Annotated in this window: 18 protein-coding genes and 1 pseudogene; 16 read left to right on the top strand and 3 right to left on the bottom strand. The window is 41.6% G+C overall.

Features of this window, described 5'->3' with window-relative positions:
• The first annotated feature begins 13 nt into the window (after window positions 1–13).
• Window positions 14–1,270 (top strand): L-rhamnose isomerase, encoded by a 1,257-nt coding sequence (gene rhaA, locus EP737_RS18895; RefSeq protein WP_129729855.1) that lies wholly within the window; start codon window positions 14–16, stop codon window positions 1,268–1,270.
• A 395-nt stretch (window positions 1,271–1,665) separates the two neighbouring features.
• Here rhaA and EP737_RS18900 read toward each other — a convergent pair whose 3' ends face one another.
• Window positions 1,666–2,448 (bottom strand): DeoR/GlpR family DNA-binding transcription regulator, encoded by a 783-nt coding sequence (locus EP737_RS18900; RefSeq protein ID WP_129729857.1) that lies wholly within the window; start codon window positions 2,446–2,448, stop codon window positions 1,666–1,668.
• A gap of 283 nt (window positions 2,449–2,731) precedes the next feature.
• On the opposite strand from EP737_RS18900, the gene EP737_RS18905 reads away from it, so the two are divergent.
• The 5 genes from EP737_RS18905 (at window position 2,732) to EP737_RS18925 (ending at window position 9,025) form a co-directional block, all read left to right on the top strand.
• A complete protein-coding gene (locus EP737_RS18905; protein ID WP_129729859.1) occupies window positions 2,732–4,045 on the top strand; it encodes an MFS transporter in 1,314 nt (437 codons plus the stop codon).
• A 21-nt stretch (window positions 4,046–4,066) separates the two neighbouring features.
• Complete coding sequence (locus tag EP737_RS18910; RefSeq protein ID WP_129729861.1) at window positions 4,067–4,435, top strand: sensory rhodopsin transducer; 369 nt, start codon at window positions 4,067–4,069, stop codon at window positions 4,433–4,435.
• 120 nt (window positions 4,436–4,555) lie between these two features.
• Entirely contained in the window at window positions 4,556–5,605 is a 1,050-nt protein-coding gene (locus EP737_RS18915) for an autoinducer 2 ABC transporter substrate-binding protein (protein ID WP_129729863.1), read from the top strand.
• Window positions 5,606–5,616: 11 nt separating this feature from the next.
• On the top strand, window positions 5,617–7,431 hold the full coding sequence (locus tag EP737_RS18920; protein WP_246040305.1) for a cache domain-containing sensor histidine kinase: 1,815 nt from the start codon (window positions 5,617–5,619) through the stop codon (window positions 7,429–7,431).
• Window positions 7,418–9,025 carry an AraC family transcriptional regulator gene (locus EP737_RS18925; protein ID WP_129729867.1) on the top strand — a complete coding sequence of 536 codons (1,608 nt, stop codon included), beginning with the start codon at window positions 7,418–7,420 and terminating at the stop codon, window positions 9,023–9,025. Before EP737_RS18920 ends, EP737_RS18925 begins: the two co-directional genes overlap by 14 nt.
• 43 nt (window positions 9,026–9,068) lie before the next feature.
• Here the strand turns inward: EP737_RS18925 and EP737_RS18930 are convergent.
• Window positions 9,069–9,260 (bottom strand): annotated as a pseudogene (locus EP737_RS18930) (rhamnulose-1-phosphate aldolase); the annotation flags it as partial.
• A 679-nt stretch (window positions 9,261–9,939) separates the two neighbouring features.
• On the opposite strand from EP737_RS18930, the gene EP737_RS18940 reads away from it, so the two are divergent.
• The 4 genes from EP737_RS18940 (at window position 9,940) to EP737_RS18955 (ending at window position 13,001) form a co-directional block, all read left to right on the top strand.
• Window positions 9,940–10,260, top strand: a complete 321-nt coding sequence (locus EP737_RS18940; protein ID WP_205650980.1) for a hypothetical protein — start codon at window positions 9,940–9,942, stop codon at window positions 10,258–10,260.
• 90 nt (window positions 10,261–10,350) lie between these two features.
• A complete protein-coding gene (locus EP737_RS18945; RefSeq protein WP_129729871.1) occupies window positions 10,351–10,539 on the top strand; it encodes a hypothetical protein in 189 nt (62 codons plus the stop codon).
• 75 nt (window positions 10,540–10,614) lie between these two features.
• The gene (locus EP737_RS18950) at window positions 10,615–12,057 is read left to right on the top strand and encodes an MDR family MFS transporter (RefSeq protein WP_129729873.1); all 1,443 of its coding nucleotides are present in this window, start codon (window positions 10,615–10,617) and stop codon (window positions 12,055–12,057) included.
• Between the two features lie 194 nt (window positions 12,058–12,251).
• Window positions 12,252–13,001 (top strand): SDR family oxidoreductase, encoded by a 750-nt coding sequence (locus EP737_RS18955; RefSeq protein WP_129729875.1) that lies wholly within the window; start codon window positions 12,252–12,254, stop codon window positions 12,999–13,001.
• Between the two features lie 106 nt (window positions 13,002–13,107).
• Here EP737_RS18955 and EP737_RS18960 read toward each other — a convergent pair whose 3' ends face one another.
• Complete coding sequence (locus tag EP737_RS18960; protein ID WP_129729877.1) at window positions 13,108–13,536, bottom strand: cell wall hydrolase; 429 nt, start codon at window positions 13,534–13,536, stop codon at window positions 13,108–13,110.
• A 172-nt stretch (window positions 13,537–13,708) separates the two neighbouring features.
• Between EP737_RS18960 and EP737_RS18965 the strand changes: the two genes are divergently transcribed.
• The 6 genes from EP737_RS18965 to EP737_RS18990 all read left to right on the top strand — a co-directional run bounded on the left by EP737_RS18965 (window position 13,709) and on the right by EP737_RS18990 (window position 18,251).
• A complete protein-coding gene (locus EP737_RS18965; protein WP_129729879.1) occupies window positions 13,709–13,948 on the top strand; it encodes a spore germination protein in 240 nt (79 codons plus the stop codon).
• A gap of 361 nt (window positions 13,949–14,309) precedes the next feature.
• Window positions 14,310–14,768 (top strand): hypothetical protein, encoded by a 459-nt coding sequence (locus EP737_RS18970; RefSeq protein WP_129729881.1) that lies wholly within the window; start codon window positions 14,310–14,312, stop codon window positions 14,766–14,768.
• A 342-nt stretch (window positions 14,769–15,110) separates the two neighbouring features.
• The gene (locus EP737_RS18975; RefSeq protein WP_129729882.1) at window positions 15,111–15,734 is read left to right on the top strand and encodes a TetR/AcrR family transcriptional regulator; all 624 of its coding nucleotides are present in this window, start codon (window positions 15,111–15,113) and stop codon (window positions 15,732–15,734) included.
• A gap of 15 nt (window positions 15,735–15,749) precedes the next feature.
• Window positions 15,750–16,634, top strand: coding sequence for an ABC transporter ATP-binding protein (locus EP737_RS18980; RefSeq protein WP_129729884.1), 885 nt, complete (start codon window positions 15,750–15,752; stop codon window positions 16,632–16,634).
• A 4-nt stretch (window positions 16,635–16,638) separates the two neighbouring features.
• On the top strand, window positions 16,639–17,436 hold the full coding sequence (locus tag EP737_RS18985; protein ID WP_129729886.1) for an ABC transporter permease subunit: 798 nt from the start codon (window positions 16,639–16,641) through the stop codon (window positions 17,434–17,436).
• Between the two features lie 17 nt (window positions 17,437–17,453).
• Window positions 17,454–18,251, top strand: a complete 798-nt coding sequence (locus EP737_RS18990; protein ID WP_129729888.1) for an ABC transporter permease subunit — start codon at window positions 17,454–17,456, stop codon at window positions 18,249–18,251.
• Window positions 18,252–18,531: the final 280 nt, after the last annotated feature.

Raw genomic sequence — 18,531 nt, forward strand, 5'->3', positions numbered from 1 at the left:
GGAAATTAGGACTATGACAACGAAACAAAGCTATGAATTGGCGAAGCAGCAGTATGAAAAGTGGGGCGTTAATGTTGATGCGATTTTAGAGCAGCTAAAGAATATACCAATTTCCATCCATTGCTGGCAAGGCGATGATGTAGCAGGATTTGAAGTAAACAAAGGCGAACTATCCGGTGGGATCGATGTAACAGGAAACTACCCAGGGAAAGCAAGAACACCTGAGGAGCTTAGAAGCGACTTAGAAAAAGCACTTTCTTTAATCCCAGGGAAACACCGATTGAACCTGCATGCAATTTATGCGGAAACAAACGGAGAGGCTGTAGAGCGTGACCAATTAGAGCCAAAGCACTTTGAGAACTGGGTGAACTGGGCAAAAGAACAGGGACTCCACGGTTTAGATTTTAACCCGACATTATTCTCTCATGAGAAAGCCGGAGATGGCCTTACTCTATCTCATCCAAATGAAGAAATTCGCGAGTTTTGGATTCGCCATTGCATCGCGAGCCGTAAAATTGCGGAGTACTTCGGGAAAGAGCTAGGAACTCCATGTCTGACAAATGTTTGGATTCCGGATGGCTATAAAGATATTCCGAGTGACCGTCTGACTCCAAGACAGCGTTTAAAAGAGTCTTTAGATAAAGTTTTTGCGGTAGAGATTGATGAACAGTACAATATCGATGCAGTTGAAAGTAAACTATTTGGTATTGGCTCCGAGGCTTATGTAGTAGGATCACATGAATTTTATATGGGCTATGCTTTGAAAAACAATAAGCTATGCTTGCTTGATACAGGACATTATCATCCAACAGAAACAGTGTCCAATAAAATTTCCTCCATGCTGATGTTCAGTGACAAGGTTGCGCTGCATGTTTCCAGACCAGTGCGTTGGGATAGCGACCATGTTGTCATTTTAGATGATGAACTGCGTGAAATTGCACTTGAAATCGTCCGCAACGATGCAGCTGATAAAGTAATGATCGGTCTTGACTTCTTTGATGCGAGCATCAACCGTGTAGCTGCATGGACAATTGGAACGCGCAACATGATTAAAGCGTTGCTATATGCGATGTTGACGCCAAATGCATATTTAAAGCAATTGCAGGAAGATGGTAATTTCACAGAACGATTGGCGCTTATGGAAGAATTCAAAACATATCCGTTCGGCGCAATTTGGGATTACTACTGCGAGCAAGCAGGTGTGCCTGTGAAAGAAACTTGGTTAGAGGAAGTAAAGCAGTACGAGAAAGAAGTATTAGCAAAACGATAATAGAGAAACCGGACTCACCTCACTGGAGGGAATCCGGTTTTTTGCATTATTCGAAAATGAAAATATTACATTATTTATCCTTCATTGCTAATGCCGTTCGATCTTCTATTAAATGAGGTTGTTCCAGCATGTGTTTGTGAAAGCAAAGTCCTGCCGTTTCGTTGATATACTGAGTCCAAAAAGCAGCAAACTCTGCGGAAGTCAGCTTCGACTTGGATTGATGGAGGAAATTCACAATCAGCATCTCATTGTTTTTTTTAGGTTTGCATACTTTACACGGCAGTATACAGTATCGTTTATCGTTTTCTGACTACGTCGAATGGGCTCCTAAATGTAAATTTATACCATATTACAATAGGAAATAACCCCGCCCTCATAAAAGGCGGGGATGAGCTTTATAACGAAAAAGCCTCAGTTTTAGGCTGTACTGTAGTCAATTTAATTCCTTTTTCCTCCAGTATTTGCTTGGTTGTATTTTCTACGCAGGAATCAGTGATAATATGAGTAATGTCACTTATTTGTGCGGTTTGCACAAAGGTACGGACGCCAAATTTACTAGAGTCAACCATTACAATCGTTTGATCTGCGCTGTCGATCATGCATTTCTTTAACAGTGCCTGCCATTCATTTGAATCGCTTAAGCCGCTGTCCAAGTGAAAGCCTTTGCAGGAGAGGAAGGCTTTGTCCACATGATATGCGGCAAGGGAGCGTTCTGCTAAAGGTCCAGCATAAGATAAGGATTTAGGAAGCAACATGCCTCCTGTTGAAATGACTTGAATTTTTTCTTTTTTACTCAGTTCAACAGCTACCTTGATGGAGTTGGTAATGACCGTGAGCGGCATATCCGGAAGTGCCTTTGCTAAATACCAAGCTGTTGTGCTGGCATCAAGGATAATACGCTCACCGCTTGTGATGTGTTTAGCCGCCTCATAGGCGATTGCCCTTTTCTCGGCCATATTTGTAATTTCCCGCTCAGATACATCTGTTTCCGATTCTTCTTGAACACTGACAGCTCCACCATGGCTTCGTTTTAGTTTATTTTCCTTCTCTAGCTTCTCCAAATCACGGCGAATGGTTTCTTCCGTTACAGAGAATAGTTTGCTAAGTTCACTTACACGAATGCTTAATCGTTCATTAACGAGTTCAACAATTTTTTGGTGTCTTTCTGCTACAAGCATTTTGAACTTCCTTTCTGTTCGATAGACTAGGATATTTTGTGAATTTTGTTTTTGTTTGTTTTTATTTATGTTTGTTTATAGTATACCATTTTTTTGTTTATTAGATATAATAATCTTCTAAAATATTTCTGGTTAAATCAGAAGAATCTCCCCCCTACCTGATAATAGTCTCCTACAAGCGCTTTCAATCCTTCTGTATAGTTAAAGTATCAAGAGAGCTTCACATCAAAATTTCACAGGAAAGTTTGTAACCGCTTCACTTTGAGAAAGGGGAGAGAGAAGGATGGCAAAAGGGTTTGGAAGTAAAAAAACGACAGGCTGGAAAGCAACGGCATCTGTTGCGATGGCCAACTATATTGAAGCTGGCTCTATCGTGGCCGGCGCAGGCGGATTGTCACTTTGGGTAGAGTATTTACATCTCGATAACATTAAAATTGGATTATTGGGTGCAGTAAGTGCCAATGCTTTCGGCGCTGCAATCGGTGCCTTGCTTGGCGGCTATCTTTGCGATAAATATGGACGCAAGTTTATTTATACGTATGATCTGCTTATTTATATGCTGGGGATGCTCATTACGATTTGCTCAGTAAACTTCCCGATGCTATTAATCGGCTACATTATAACAGGATTAGCAGTTGGTGCCGGAGTCCCAGCTTCCTGGACGTATATCGCTGAAGAATCTCCTTCTGATAAACGGGCAGCGCATACAGGGATGGCACAGCTTGCTTGGTCGCTCGGACCTGTGCTTGCATTATTGCTTTCTGTATTATTAGCACCATTAGGTCTTCTTGGCAGCCGGATTATTTTTGCGCACTTACTTGTAATCGCATTCATCACATGGTATATCAGACAAGGTTTATCGGAGTCTTCTCTATGGAAGGAAGAAAAGAAAAAGCAGCAACAGACTGGCCAAGCTAGTACCAGCTCTGTAAAAGAACTATTTAGCAAAAAGGTAAACAGAAGGGCATTATTTCTTCTGCTTGGCGTGTATCTATTCTGGAATTTAACAGCTGGAGCAATGGGATTCTTTATGCCTTACATTTATGAAACTGTCGGCGGCCTTTCCGCAAGCGCAGCAAACTTATTACAATCGGTTCTTTGGATCTTTACAGTAATTTGCACATATGCTGTCTTTATGAAATTAGGAGATAAAAAGAGCCGTCGCGCGATTTATGCGGTATCTGCGATTATGGCAATTCTTGCTTGGGTTTTACTCGTGTATGCAAAAATGACAATGCCGGTTCTACTCGTCTTTGTTTTACTATGGGGCTGCTCCGCAGGATTTGGGGCACAAGCCTTCTACGGTTTATGGGCAAGTGAACTGTTCCCGACAAAATACCGCGCAAGAGCGCAAGGCATTATGTTCTTTATAGCACGCATCGGAGTAGGGCTATGGACTGCTGTTATGCCAACGGTTATTTCTAAACTTGGATTTGCGGTTGCGGGAGGAATTATGATTGCATTCCTTATCGTGGCAGCTTTTATCGGCATTGTCTATGCTCCTCGCACACAAGGCAAGACATTGCAGCAAATTGAAAGAGAGCGTTACGGAGATGAGGCAGCTGCCGAGGTTCAGGCAAGCAGCCGCGCTTTATAATTGATCATAGGAGAGAGAAAAATGAAACATGTAAAAGGAGCTACACAGTGGGTTATTCCGGACGGATATATTCCGCCAGTGAGTTCAGGAGAGCTGCTCAGTCACGAATCGATCTGTGTACTCAATTGTAATACAGAGGATGCAAATCTTATGGTGACCGTTTACTTTGAGGATCGCCCACCATTAGAGAATATTCCTGTAGTGGTAAAGGGAAAACGAACAAACCATATTCGTACCAGCTCCCTTCAAAAGGACTCTGAGTATATTCCAGTCGGCGTTCCGTACGCACTTGAAGTGGAAAGTGATATTGCTGTAATTGTACAATACAGCCGTTTGGATGCAACCCAGCCTGAGCTTGCGTTAATGTCAACAATAGCGTATCCATTATAAATTTAGAAAGAATGTCTCCTTGCCGCCGAGCTGCATCTATAGTTTGGCGGAGAGGGGGCTTTCTGCCGTTTGATTTAGCAGTCAGTAGTTTTGGTATAATAGCTTGGAGGAGGGAGCAGTGTGCTCTATAAATTGCTGACTTGTATCTTTGTACTATTTAGTGTAAGCGGTTGCGCTTCGCGAAGTAATCCACCGAAATATGAGATTATTTATAACGGTGAGAGCAAACAAAGCCAACAGAGTAAACAAAATCAGGGTAACTATACCAATGAGTATACGATTGCAGTCGTGCCAAAGGTAAGCGGTATTCCGTATTTCAATGCTGTAAAGGATGGTGCATTAGAGGCAGGACGGGATCTTGGTGTGAATGTTCTCTATATGGGACCGACCATTGCGGATTGGGAGCATCAAGCAAAGATTATCGAAGAACTGGTGCAGAGAAAGGTGAATGTGATTGCGGTTTCTGCTAACGATCCAAATAAGCTTGGATCTGTTTTAGAGGAAGCTCAGAAGAAAGGAATAAAGGTGATTACGTGGGACTCAGATACGAACTCTGCATTCAGAGAGCTTTTTATTAATACAGTAGATCCTGAAACACTTGGCCGACATTTGGCGGATACGCTGGCAAGGAGCTTAGGGGAGCAAGGAAGCTATGCGATTATGACAGGATCTTTGAATGCAGCAAATTTAAATGAATGGATGAAATGGACCAAGGTGCAGCAGCAAAAGTATTATCCGAATATGGAGCTTGTTGAAGTTGCAGCGACAAATGATGCACCTGCAGAAGCGTATGAAGTTGCCAAAGGGCTGCTTAAGAAGTATCCGACGCTTACGGGCATAATCGGACTTTCATCTGTTGGACCTCCAGCAGCAGCCCAGGCTGTGCAGGAGGCTGGAAAGCAAGGAAAGGTTGCAGTTGTGGGACTGTCTACCCCCAATTTAATGCGAGAGGACTTAAAGAGTGGAGCCGCGCAAATTGTAACACTTTGGAGTCCCAAAAAGTTGGGGTATTTAACAGTACGGTTGGCAAAGGATCTATTGGAAGGGAATGAGCCACAAGATGGGAAGTATATTAAAAACATCGGTGATATAGAGGTGAAGGGAGATATGGTCATTATGGGGCAGCCAATTGATTTTACAAAAGAGAATATTGATCAATATGATTTTTAATGTACAGAATGATGATACAACTAAAAAATATTAAGCTGACAAACAAACTCATTATTACGTATATTCTTTTAACGATTATCCCGATGACTCTCTTAGGCTATATAGCGTATTCCCAATATACAAAATCTATTGAAGAGGAAGTAGGAAGATATGTTCCTAAGCTGCTTAAGCAGGCCAATCAAAATATTGAAAATGAAATGAGTAAACTAGAGGACTTGCCGGATTTGCTATACAGCTCAAGCGATATTATGACTGTGCTGAGAGATAGTGGATACCAGAGTCAATCTGAACTGCTGCAGGATCAATTTGTAGTAAAAAATTTTCTGGCAAGAACGTACCTGAATAACAACTCGGAAATATTAGGAGCATTCCTTCTATCCAAAAATCGTTTATTTGCCAGCTCGCGTGTTGCATATAGCGGCTTTCATCTAACGGAAAATCCATTTCCTTATGGGGAAGATTTTGATTTAGAAGGCAACATGCAAATTCTTCCGCCAAATGGAGTCGATTTAACATTTGAAGGACATCCGCCTTATTTGCTGCTTATGAAACAGGTTACAGATTTTGATAATCGAAAAACGCTCGGAACGTTATTTCTCGCAGTGAAGGTAACATTTATTGAAAAAATTTTAAAGGACTTAGATGAACAAAACAACGCGGTGATGTGGCTGATGAATGAGCATGGACAAGTGATTTATCATACGGATGCATCTAAAATCGGTACGGTGCTGGAGGAGACCGATGAGTATCCTCTATTAAACGGAAGCTTTCGCACAACGCTGCATGGGAAACGGACACTGATTAGTGTGAGTGAATCGAAGACGCATCATTGGGTTCTTGTTCACCAAATCCCGTTGAAATATTTAACTGGAAAAATAGATCTTGTGCGTAATGCAATCATCCTCATTTTTATCATACTTGCTGTTGTTACAGTTGTGATATCCATTTTTCTTGCTTGGACTGTGACAAGACCCATTCATACGCTGAGCCGATTAATGAAGCAGGTGGAGAGTGGAAACTTTCAGGTCGATATTCCAATTCAATCACAGGACGAAGTCGGGATGTTGGCACGCAGCTTTCATTCGATGATCACAAAAATCCGTGAATTGATTCAAAAGAATTATCATATTGAGCTGCGGCAAAAGAATGCTGAGCTATATGCTCTGCAATCCCAGATTAATCCACATTTTATGTACAATACATTGGAAACGATCAGCATGGCGGTAGAAGACGGGGAATCGGAAATGGTTGTAGATATGGTAACGCTGCTTGGGAGAATGCTTCGTTTTTCGCTGGGCAATAAAGACCGGATTTTACCGATTTCAGAAGAGCTTCTTCATATTAAGGACTACCTGCGTATTCAAAAGTTTAGGTTTGAGGAGCGCCTGTCCTTTCAAATTCGTGAGAACGTCGACAGTGCGTCTTATTACACACCAAAGTTTGTCCTTCAGCCTGTTGTGGAGAATGCCATTAAATATGGGTTGGAAAAACGGAGGGGGATTTTTATTGAAATTGACGTTCAGCAGGAGGAACAGGATATTGTGCTGATGGTTCGGGATAACGGGCCAGGTATTACAACTGAAACATTAGAGCGATTACACATGCTCCTGCACTCAGATCCAATGACCGGACGCGATTCAGGGTTTGGCATTATCAATGTTCACGCTAGAGTTGCCATGATGTTCGGAGACTCGTATGGACTGCAAATTCATAGTGTGGAGGGGCAAGGAACAGAGGTTATCATTCGGATTCCGATGATTGCACAGAAAGAAGCAGCACAGTTTTTGAACGGAGGAGACATGAGAGAAGACAATGGACATCATTAAAACGATTATTGTAGATGATGAGGTGCGAATCCGCAGAGGAATTGAACGACTTGTTCGCTCCTGTGGAGAGGAATGGGAGATTGTGGGGATGTTTGCTGATGGAAAAGAAGCATATGAAGCGATGATGCAGGAAAATCAATCATTTGATTTGTTAATTACGGATGTGCGGATGCCTGAAATGGACGGCTTAACTTTAGTAAAGGAGCTTAAAAAGACGCATTCCTTTTCCTCTTTGATTGTGAGCGGATTTGATGATTTTCAATATTTACAAACTGCCCTGCGGGAAGGGGCGATGAACTATATTTTAAAGCCAATTGATCGAGAGAAGTTTCGGGAACAAATAGAGGAGGTAAAGGAGAGGATTATCAAGCAGCGCAGTGAACAGAAGGAAGTACAGGAAAAAGAGCTGCAATTGACATATACCAAACAAGTTCAGCTGCTAAGCGAGGTCACATGGAATCATGATACGGATGTATCCTTATTAAACTGGACACGTGAATTTCCAAAGGGGACATATCGGCTTATATATGTGAGCACTGATCAGAAGCTATCAAAAACAAAGAGTGAAGAATGGGAGGCTTGGAGGGCTGCTATTGAAAAGCTAATAACAGAATTGTTCGGGAGGGAATGGCAAGACGGCCATAGAAGGTATTGGTGGTGGAGAGGGACAAAGCTAAGCTTTTGGTTATTGCTGCTTGATGAAGAACAAGTGGTGAGTTCCACAGAAACGAAGCAAACTCTACAGCAGCTTAAGCAATCGATCCAGCGTCTTACCCCTTTTACCGTTTCGGTGGCATTTGGCAATGAGTTTAAGGATGTATCCTTTCTACCTAGTATAAGAGACCAATTACTATCCCTATTACAGTTTCGTATGATTCAAGGGGGAAATCAAATTTTTCAGCTGGATTCTATGCAAGACGTGACAGATGAGGCACCTAGGGGAATTTCAACTGCTATTTATAAAAGCACACATCAAATTCTACATGCGTTAGAACAGAAACCAGGCGAAGAGACGGAGAAGGCGTTACAGCTGTTTTTTCATGAAATCCAATCCCTATCATTGCCTGCTGCTCTCCAAGAGGCTGTGCATTACTTATGCATCCGCATCATAAATAGATGGATGGAGCACCAAGGATTTAAGGAAGATCCACATGTGTTTACTGAGGCGCTGCAGCTTACACAGCATGCTGGAGATTTTGCTCAATTAAAGGATGGTGTGAAGCACTGGGTGTTGCGTATGAAAAATAAAATGCTCATACATCATGATTCCAATCCTATGCAGCAAGCAAAGGAATTTATCCAGGATCATCTAGGCGAGAATATTACCATCAAGAGAATTGCCGATCATGTGTATATGAACCCTACGTATTTTTGTGAATCCTTTAAAAAGCAAACAGGCGAAACTGTTTTAGATTATGTCATCAGAAACCGTCTGGAGAAAGCGAAGAAATTATTAAAAATGACAGATCTTAAGGTGTATGATATTTCCGCAGAGGTCGGGTATCAGGATACAAAATATTTTAGCCGCTTGTTTAAAGAGTGGATTGGTCAATCTCCTTCTCAGTATCGGGAGCACTATGTAAATCGGGAATAGCTAGAACAACCCCAATCAAGGAGTGATTGGGCTTGTTGCTGTCCTATTCTTCTACAGCTAATACTCCCTCTAATGGTGTTACGCCAAACGCCTTTGCCAAATCCGACAATTGCTGATCTGTAATGACTTGTTTCACGCCGCCTTGATGAGAGCTAATGAGCATATAAATTTGCGCTGCTTTTTCCGCTGTTTCTCTCGTCCCAGCCAAAGCGCCACATATTGTATGTTGTATCCATCATCTCGTGAAGAAAAGGAGCGTTTAATATGCCGTTTTTTGCAATGGTTTCATTTCTCATTGTTAGGAGCCTCCAATTTTATGCTTAATAGCAATGGTTGTTTTGCTTCCTGTCTTGCAGACTAACAATCACCTGTTTGTTTATTTTTGTATTTGGTGAATTATTTCTTGTTATCTCTTAGGAAAGACGGAATAAAGAGTGTTCGACACCTGCTTTACACTTGAAGAGAGTATAATATCTCCTTGTTTTACAATCAGAAATATCCCGCAAAGAATTTTTCTTCCCATCATTCCTCTGTAATTAGCTAAGAAGAAAAAAGGAAAAAAAGAATGGATCGTTTTTTTTTCTGCTTATGTTGATAGTGTTAGTTTTGGGGATTTTGTTTGTACTGGATGTGTCTCTTTAAGTCTAAGATGGAAACAAATAATCAAAAGAAGTATTTCATCTACGCTAAAAAGCGGGAGGATGCAAACGGTGAGCATTTACCTTTTGGGTTCTCTCGCTTTTTGTTACACTGTAAGTATAAATTTTTAACTGGAAGCTAATGAATCGTTGGTTTATGTATTATGGCTGTTTCATCCGCCGGATATTATTAGTGCGGCAGTGTATTTTTTTAGCTGCTTCTGCGTATTTTGTACGGTGTGGTTTTTTACTTGACGAGTACAATCTTTTCCGACGATGGCCTCTTACACACTTCCTGTACACCGAATAGGGGATGGGATGGGATATTTTGGATTTTCTTCCTCCCTCGCAATGTCGACTGGTTCAGTGGCCAGGTTGTGGCTTCTTTACGAACAAGGCTTTGGAGCACTCATTGCTGCCTCTTTCTTCACTATATTAACTATTTTTTCGCTTGTATTGCTTATTCGTGTCCTAGCGCCGCAAGCAGCAATGCACTCTCGCAATGTGCAGCCCTCCAGTAAAGAAAACTCGGTGATTGGCGAGCCCTGCTCCCCGAGCGAAGACAGAGGCGTAGTTGCCCTTATACTGTATTCCTAACATTTCCGACTACGTCGAATTCACTTCTAGCTGGAAATTTATACTTTCTTACAGTGTAAACCGAAGCTATTAGTATGAAAGCGTTTTCTAATGGCTGTGCTTCATGTTTGTCTAGCTGTCACATTTGCCGGGATGATTAGCTTTCTAGCGTTGTTTGGGAACGAAGCGAATATCATGCATGCAGCGCTATGCGATGATGTGCCGCACCGCTGCTGGTTCAATGGTGATATTTATCCTTCTATGCCTTGTAATGGGGACGATTTAAGAGAAGATACGTAAAAGAAAGGAGAAGACATCTGCGATTCCGATGTAGTGTACGTGGCTAGAGACGAAAATATAGAGAGGGGAAGACAAATGAGTGGGATATCTGAAGAGTCATCTTTAGAGTTTAAGCGGGCGCCTATTGTTGCGCTGCTTCTTACGGGTGGCTTTGTTACCATTTTAAATCAAACGCTGCTTATTACCGCTTTGCCGTCAATTATGCGGGAGTTTCATATATCGGCAAGCACGGTGCAGTGGATTACAACCGGGTTTATGCTGACAAATGGGGTCATGATTCCTATTACTGCGTTTTTACTACGAAGATTTACAACGAGGCAGCTATTTTTTGCAGCAATGAGTATATTTTCAATAGGAGCTTTGATCGCTGGAACAGCGAACATGTTTCCTGTGCTATTGCTGGGAAGAATTGTGCAGGCGTGCGGTGCAGGTATTATGATGCCGCTCATGCAAACAGTGTTTCTAACAATTTTCCCACGGGAAAAACGGGGTGCAGCGATGGGGATGGTTGGTCTCGTCATTTCCTTTGCACCTGCTATCGGTCCAACATTTGCTGGTTGGTTGGTAGACCAGTATTCCTGGCGTATCCTCTTTTTTATCGTACTTCCGATTGCGCTTCTTGATCTTGTATTTGCCTTTTTTTATTTGAAAAATGTGACAAAACGAACATTTCCGAAAATCGATGTCCTGTCTATTGTTCTATCTTCACTTGGCTTTGGTGGTGTGCTTTATGGGTTTAGCAGCGCTGGTGCGAGCGGCTGGTCAAGTGCGGAGGTTGAGTTGTCTTTGATAATTGGCGGCGCAACCTTAATTTGTTTTATATGGCGTCAGCTAAGGCTGGAGGAGCCGATGCTTGAGTTTCTCGTATTTCAATACGGAATTTTTAAGTTAACGACGATGATTAACGTCATTGCCTTTTCATCGGCGATTGGGGCCGAAATGCTGCTGCCGATTTATATGCAAAGCACGCGCGGTACGTCCGCGTTTGAATCCGGATTGTTACTGTTGCCGGGTGCGATTGCAATGGGAATTATGTCGCCGATTGCTGGGCGGATATTTGATACATACGGTGCGCGCCCGCTTGCGACAATCGGAATGAGCATTGTCGTGGTGACAACAATCCCGCTGTGGCTTTTATCAGCACACACTTCTTTTATTTTCATATGCGTGATGTATACGGTGCGGATGGCCGGTGTTTCGATGCTGCTTATGCCCGTAAATACAGCGGGATTAAATGAGCTGCCACTGCATTTGCTGCCGCATGGAACGGCGATGACAAACACGATGCGTCAGGTTGGAGCATCCATTGGAACGGCTCTCCTCGTTACAATTATGACGAATGGTGCGGCACATGCGGAAGGGAAAACAATGAATGAGGCACTTGTCCATGGCATCAATCTTGCTTTTCTTGTGTGCGAAGCGTTTGCGGTTCTTGGGTTAGGATTGTCGTTTTATATTAAGCGTGCGCAGTCGAAAAAGCAACCTGCTGAAACAGCTAGTGTAAAAGGAGCAGGGTGACAGTCCTATTCTTGGATATTCTAGAAAACTATAATTATGGTTCGAACATAGAAGGTTGGGGACTGTCCTCCCTAATCTTTCTCCAAATTTTGTGTACATTGGTTATTTAAGCTGTTTGGAACTGGGATATACCAGGATAAGATATAGAGGTGCACAATAGCTTCATATATCAACTATGGAAAAGAGGGATATGGATGAAACTGTCAGGAAATACAATCCTTATTACAGGTGGCGCATCAGGAATTGGCCTCGCTTTTGCAGAGCGTTTTCTCAAAGCGGGAAGCAAGGTCATTGTCTGCGGAAGAAGGGAAAGAAAGCTGCAAGAAGCAACAGAAAAGTTCCCTGAACTCATTACTCGTGTGTGTGATGTAACGATTGAAGCTGAACGTGTGGCTTTATTCGAATGGGTAACAAGCCAGTATCCTGAATTGAACGTAGTTGTGAATAATGCTGGGATTCAGCAGCGATATAATATACTAGAAGCGAATGCGAAAGAGGACTGGAGCTATTTCAGCAAGGAGATTACCGCAAATGTGGAGGCCCCCATTCATCTTGCTATGTTGTTTGCCCCATACTTTGCAAACAAAGAAGATGCGGCCATTATTAATGTCACATCTGGTTTGGCATTTACTCCGATGGCGATTGCGCCCATTTATTCGGCTACTAAGGCGGCGCTGCACTCATTTTCCATGAGCTTGCGCTATCAGCTTTCAAGTACATCAGTCAAGGTGATTGAAGTGGCCCCTCCTGCGGTAAATACAGATTTAGGCGGGGTAGGCTTACATACGTTCGGAGTTCCTGTAGATGAATTTGCTGATGGCATTTTTAAAGGACTAGAGGAAGGAAAGAATGAAATTGGTTATGGTACATCTGAAAAAGCGATGCGTATGTCGCGGGAAGAAATTGATGAAGCTGTCAAGAATATTTACAATCGGGTAAGATAAGGAACATACTAAAGGGGCAGGCTTGCATATTTAGGACCAGCCCCTTTTTGTTTTAAATAACAACATTAGATTCATGGTTTTACTGCTGATTTTTGCTTACCATTCCCTAATAGGTGTTATACACATTTTGACAGGTTGCAGCTGTTGGTTCATAAAAGCAATGCTTTTTAAAACGTCCTACAAGAGGCTGGTCATACCACTGGCTTGGACAAGAGCCTGGTGGCCGAAAATACCATAAACTAAATTTTGCAGGCCAGTGTTTCTGCCCATTAATGACTTGCCGGGCTAAGCGTTTTTCACTCTCTCTTGCCCGTTGGTAGAAGTAACCGTGCTGAACGGCTTCAAATGCATGCTCCTGATAGATCATTTGCGGAATGGTACGAAGCCCTTTAAAGTCAGAACAGTTTGCCCGAATGCGGTTGATTCCTACGTTTCCAACAAGCAGCATGCCGGTGTTGCCTTCTCCTTCAGCTTCTGCTCTTAGTAATCTTGCTAAGAGATCAACATGTGCTTCTGTAGCACTGACAACTCCCATAATCTCACCTCCGTTATGTGTGCACCTCGGTTATATGTATGCCTCTTTTAGGTAGTACAATGACCGTTGCCGCTATTCTTATGAAAAGTAAAATGCCTCTATTTGTTAACCCTTTTCTTGTACATGCATACATTATTGTACAAGTCTGATTACGTGGAAGGAGGCTTACTCCGTGGCTGGATATATTAGAGTTGGCAGAATAGACGTTAATGGTGTGACGCAAAACGGAAGTCTAAATGTGAGTGAGGGTTCTATTGTTCATAATAGTCATACCGCAAATAGTAAGTATTTCGGGGCTTGCTTTACAATAGGAGATTTCTCACAAGCAAAATGTATAATGTATAACTGGGTAAAGAGTACGGTTTTCAGTGATCAAGGTCAAATAGACATTTCTTCTCCAGAGCAACAGTAATAGGAAAGGAGCTGCTTGTGTGGTCCAAGGCAGCTCTTTTTTTACACTTTAAGAAAGTATAAATTTCTAGCAGGAAGCCAATTCGACGTAGTGAGAAATTTTAGGAACAAAGTATAAGTGCAACTACGCCTCTGTCTTCGCCCGGGGAGCAGGGCCCGCCAATCGGCGAGTTTCTTTACAAGAAAGTATAACTTTTCGGGGGGATGTCTAGCTCCCAAGGCCCAAAATGGCAGACTCCGGCCCACCCCTACGCTGTCATTTTGGGCCTTGTCCGCTTTTCCTAAGTACACCTTTTTATTCAGAATAAATAATTATTCAATGGGTATAGTAAACGGAGAATGTAAAAACGGAGGAAATGAGAATGAAGCATATTCTAGGTTTAGTTTCGAGTGTATTCATTTGTATGGTCGTTCATTCCCTGCCTGCTCAAGCCTTTTCACCCAAAACGCTCCCCATATCTCAGTCCTCTGATCATTGGAAGGTCACCATTGAGGAGCCCGTTTTAGATGGTATGCAGCCTCCAAAAGGGGTTGCTGATTTATATAAAGTGAACGTGACAAACATTGGTGAAAACGTTTATGATGCCACCATAGAAGTATATCAAGACGATCCTGTGACTCAAACAAAATCTCGGCTAGGTACATATGACATCCCAAAGACACAGAACTTTTTCGAGCATCAGAACCTTGGTGTATCTGTAAAATCCAAAATGATAGAGATTGTGGTGACTTGGAGAAAGGAGCCTAGCAGAATGATGGAAAATGAGCAGAAGGATTCAGCACAAAAATTTAAGCAAAGCTTTTCGTTTCGGCAAGATTGAATTGCTTGAACTACCCTCCACTTACTCGCTAACACCCCTTCCACATGATTGTGGAAGGGGTGTTTTACACTGTAAGAAAGTATAAATTTCCAGCTAGAAGTGAATTCGACGTATTCGGAAATTTTAGGAATACAGTATAAGGGCAACTACGCCTCTGTCTTCGCCCAAAGGCGGGGCTCACTAATCGGCGAGGTTTCTTTATTTTCTGTAATAATTTGTAATGAAATTTCGGGGAATAAAGTATGAAATAAATTGACCACATCAGTCAATGAGGGGTATAATCGAATTGACCGATGTGGTCAATTTATTAGGTAACTTTAAAAAGGAAAGTAGGCATCAAGCATGTTTTCAAAGTTTTTCAATTTAGAAAAGGGAAAGCAGGACCGGATCATAAATGCGGCTCTCAAGGAATTTGCGCAAAAAGGTTATGAAAGGTCCTCAACAAATGAAATTGTCAAAGAAGCCGGGATATCAAAGGGACTGTTATTTCATTATTTTCAAAATAAAAAGCAGCTATATGTGTGGCTGTATGATTATTGCATCGATATCCTAGTACAGGAGTTTTTTGGGAAAATTAATTTTACTGAAACTGACTTTTTTGTAAGAGTACGACAAGCGGTGTTAATCAAAATGGAGCTTTTGAATCAATATCCTCATATTTTTCGATTTGTTGAAAGTGCTTATATGGAAGATGCGAATGAGGTCAAGGCAGAACTGCAGCAAAAGAAAAAGGAGCTTACGGAAATTCATAGGAGTAAAATCTTTGAGGGGATTGATACGTCTCGGTTTCGGGATGATATTGACCTTCAAAAGACCTTTAAAATTATTATGTGGACATTTGAACAATTTGGAGAAGAGGAGCTGCAAAAGGCAAAGCAATCCTCTGCTCATGAAATTGATTATGAACAAAGCTTTATTGCTGCAAATGAATACTTTGAGATTTTTGTAAAATGCTTCTATAAATAACGGGGGGCTATACAGATGAATGTGATTGAGGTTAAGAATCTAACGAAAACGTACGGTAATGCAAGAGGCATTACGGATGTAAGTTTTGTGGTAGAGGAAGGGGAAATCTTTGGATTTATTGGACCGAACGGGGCAGGAAAATCCACGACCATTCGCACCTTATTATCACTGATTTATCCAACGAACGGCAGTGTCACTATTTTTGGTAAGGATGCTGTAAAATATGCTCCTGAAATCAAAAAGGAAATTGGCTATTTGCCTTCTGAGGTTTTTTATTACGACAATATGAAGGTAAAGGATTTATTAAAGTATTCTGCGAGCTTTTATAAAAAGGATTGCAGCAAACGGATTCATGAATTAGCAGAGATTATGAATTTGGATGTAAATAAAAAAATTGATGATTTGTCATTTGGAAATAAAAAGAAGGTGGGAATCGTCCAAGGCTTGCTTCATGAGCCGAAGCTGATTATCCTCGATGAGCCAACAAGTGGCCTAGATCCGCTCATGCAGCAGAAATTCTTTGATGTATTAAAGGAAGAAAATAGGAAAGGAACGACAATTCTATTTTCTTCTCATATTTTGAGCGAGGTTCAGAGATTATGTGATCGTGTGGCAATCATTAAGGAAGGTCGGCTGATTGCACTCGAAAAAATCAGCACACTGCAAGAAAATAACTATAAAAAGATAAAGCTTGAAACAAAGGAATCTATCAATGATAAGTTTTTTAATCTTCCGGGCGTAAGTAAAATCGAGATTCGAGATCAGATTGTGAGCTTTTTATTTCGAGGAAATATTAATGTGATCATGAAAAAGCTTGCTGAATTGCAGCTGACGAATCTTTTGATTGAAGAGCCTGATTTGGAAGAGATTTTTATGCATTATTATGAAAAGGAGAGCTGAGGCTATGAACATGTTTCTGCATGAGCTTAAGGCGTATCGAAAATCGACCATTATTTGGACACTATCATTGGTTGCGTTAATTGTCCTCTTTTTATCGATGTTTCCGGCCTTTTCAAGTGACGCAGCAGCCTTTAAAAAACTTCTTGAGGGATATCCGGAATCTGTTAGAAAGGCACTGGGCATTTCGATTGATAGCATTTCTTCCCTGCTTGGATTTTATTCCTATGTGTTTGGATATGTTTTGCTGTGCGAGTCTATCCAGGCTATGAATATTGGAGTCTCCATTTTCTCAAAGGAAATGCGTGAGAAAACGGCAGATTTTCTGTTAACAAAGCCTGTAACGAGAGCACAAATCGTAACAGCTAAGCTTTCGGCCGCAATCGTTTCTTTGCTGATCACGAATATTATTTATACCGCTGCTGCAAGTACAGTGGCGTTCAGGGTGTCAAAGCAATCGTTTGACTTTACAGTGTTCATCATGATTTCGCTTACCGCCTTTTTTGTTGGATTCATGTTTCTTACGCTTGGTATGCTGGTTTCGGTTCTTGCTCCGAAAATCAAAGCCGTGCTGTCTCTTTCGCTTAGCATTGTATTTGCCTTTTTTATTATTAGCATGTTTGGCTCTGTGCTTGGTGAAACGGTAATCCGATATGTGACGCCATTTCAATACTACGATAGCGCCTACATTATCAAGCATTCGGCTTATGAGGTATCATTTATCATCGTCGAAATTGTGTTCATTTTGGCAGCTGCGATTACTAGCTATATTATCTATTTGAAAAAAGATATCCATGCGGTTTAATGAAGGAGAGGCTTGCGATGAATGTATTTTTGAGAGAGATGAGGGCAACCCGAAAATCTTTAATTATCTGGAGTATAAGCATGATTGTGATGGTAGCCGGTGGAATGAATAAATATGAAGCTATCTCTGCATCCGGTCAGTCTATGAACGAGCTTGTCTCGCAAATGCCAAAATCATTGCAAACGATTATGGGGATGGGAGCTTTTGATCTATCAAAAGCTCTTGGCTACTATGGTCTCTTGTTTTTATATTTAGTTCTGATGGCGGGCATTCATGCTTTAACGCTAGGTGCTACGATCATTGTAAAGGAAGAACGTGATAAAACAGCAGAATTCCTATTGGCAAAGCCGATTTCCAGATCTGGAATTGTAACCGCAAAGCTGATGGCGGCATGTGCCAATCTAGTAGTGTTAAATGGAATCACAATGCTTACATCTATTCAAATGGTTAGCTATTACAGTAAGGGAGCAACACAGACACATGATATTATCGTTTTGATGATAGGGATGTTTTTCCTGCAGCTGATCTTTGGAGCATTAGGGGCGGGAATTGCAGCAATCCATAAGCATCCGAAGACTGCTGTTTCAATTGGCACATTCATTCTTTTGGCTATGCTTATTTTATCTCTAATGATTGATATCAACAGCAAGATAGAAGTTCTCAAGTATTTAACACCCTTTCAATATTATACAGCAAAGCAAATATTAGCTTCTCGGGGGTTAGATTCAGTTTTTGTCACGTTGTCGGTTGTGGAGATTGTTCTCCTACTGCTGGCCACATATGTTTCCTTTAATAAAAGAGATATGAATGTGTAGGTGGGAACAGGCCGATTGGCACAACCGGTCTGTTTTACATACTTAAAAAGATCGGAGCATCATTCACTTTATATGCCAACGCTCTTTAAGCAGATATGGTGTTAAAGCAGGCATGGACGTATAGATTAAAATACACAGCGAAAGGGGCAGTCCTCGAAATGGGACTGTCCTTTTCATTCCACTGTAGGAAAGTATAAATTTCCATATGGAAGTGGCTTCGACGTAGCCGGAAATTTTAGCAATAAAGCATCCCGCATGAAAGACCTGATCAAAAATTCGC

The sequence above is a fragment of the Ectobacillus funiculus genome (assembly GCF_004138295.1).
Classification (GTDB): Bacteria; Bacillota; Bacilli; order Bacillales; family Bacillaceae_G; genus Ectobacillus; species Ectobacillus funiculus.

Excerpts from the sequence above, each read along its gene's own strand:
- EP737_RS18920 (WP_246040305.1), top strand. The coding sequence starts at position 5,617 with ATGATACAACTAAAAAATATTAAGCTGACAAACAAACTCATTATTACG.
- EP737_RS18985 (WP_129729886.1), top strand. The coding sequence starts at position 16,639 with ATGAACATGTTTCTGCATGAGCTTAAGGCGTATCGAAAATCGACCATT.
- EP737_RS18990 (WP_129729888.1), top strand. The coding sequence starts at position 17,454 with ATGAATGTATTTTTGAGAGAGATGAGGGCAACCCGAAAATCTTTAATT.
- EP737_RS18975 (WP_129729882.1), top strand. The coding sequence starts at position 15,111 with ATGTTTTCAAAGTTTTTCAATTTAGAAAAGGGAAAGCAGGACCGGATC.
- EP737_RS18950 (WP_129729873.1), top strand. The coding sequence starts at position 10,615 with ATGAGTGGGATATCTGAAGAGTCATCTTTAGAGTTTAAGCGGGCGCCT.
- EP737_RS18910 (WP_129729861.1), top strand. The coding sequence starts at position 4,067 with ATGAAACATGTAAAAGGAGCTACACAGTGGGTTATTCCGGACGGATAT.
- EP737_RS18960 (WP_129729877.1), bottom strand. The coding sequence starts at position 13,536 with ATGGGAGTTGTCAGTGCTACAGAAGCACATGTTGATCTCTTAGCAAGA.
- EP737_RS18925 (WP_129729867.1), top strand. The coding sequence starts at position 7,418 with ATGGACATCATTAAAACGATTATTGTAGATGATGAGGTGCGAATCCGC.
- EP737_RS18945 (WP_129729871.1), top strand. The coding sequence starts at position 10,351 with ATGGCTGTGCTTCATGTTTGTCTAGCTGTCACATTTGCCGGGATGATT.
- EP737_RS18955 (WP_129729875.1), top strand. The coding sequence starts at position 12,252 with ATGAAACTGTCAGGAAATACAATCCTTATTACAGGTGGCGCATCAGGA.
- EP737_RS18940 (WP_205650980.1), top strand. The coding sequence starts at position 9,940 with ATGGCCTCTTACACACTTCCTGTACACCGAATAGGGGATGGGATGGGA.
- EP737_RS18900 (WP_129729857.1), bottom strand. The coding sequence starts at position 2,448 with ATGCTTGTAGCAGAAAGACACCAAAAAATTGTTGAACTCGTTAATGAA.
- EP737_RS18905 (WP_129729859.1), top strand. The coding sequence starts at position 2,732 with ATGGCAAAAGGGTTTGGAAGTAAAAAAACGACAGGCTGGAAAGCAACG.
- EP737_RS18980 (WP_129729884.1), top strand. The coding sequence starts at position 15,750 with ATGAATGTGATTGAGGTTAAGAATCTAACGAAAACGTACGGTAATGCA.
- rhaA (WP_129729855.1), top strand. The coding sequence starts at position 14 with ATGACAACGAAACAAAGCTATGAATTGGCGAAGCAGCAGTATGAAAAG.
- EP737_RS18970 (WP_129729881.1), top strand. The coding sequence starts at position 14,310 with ATGAAGCATATTCTAGGTTTAGTTTCGAGTGTATTCATTTGTATGGTC.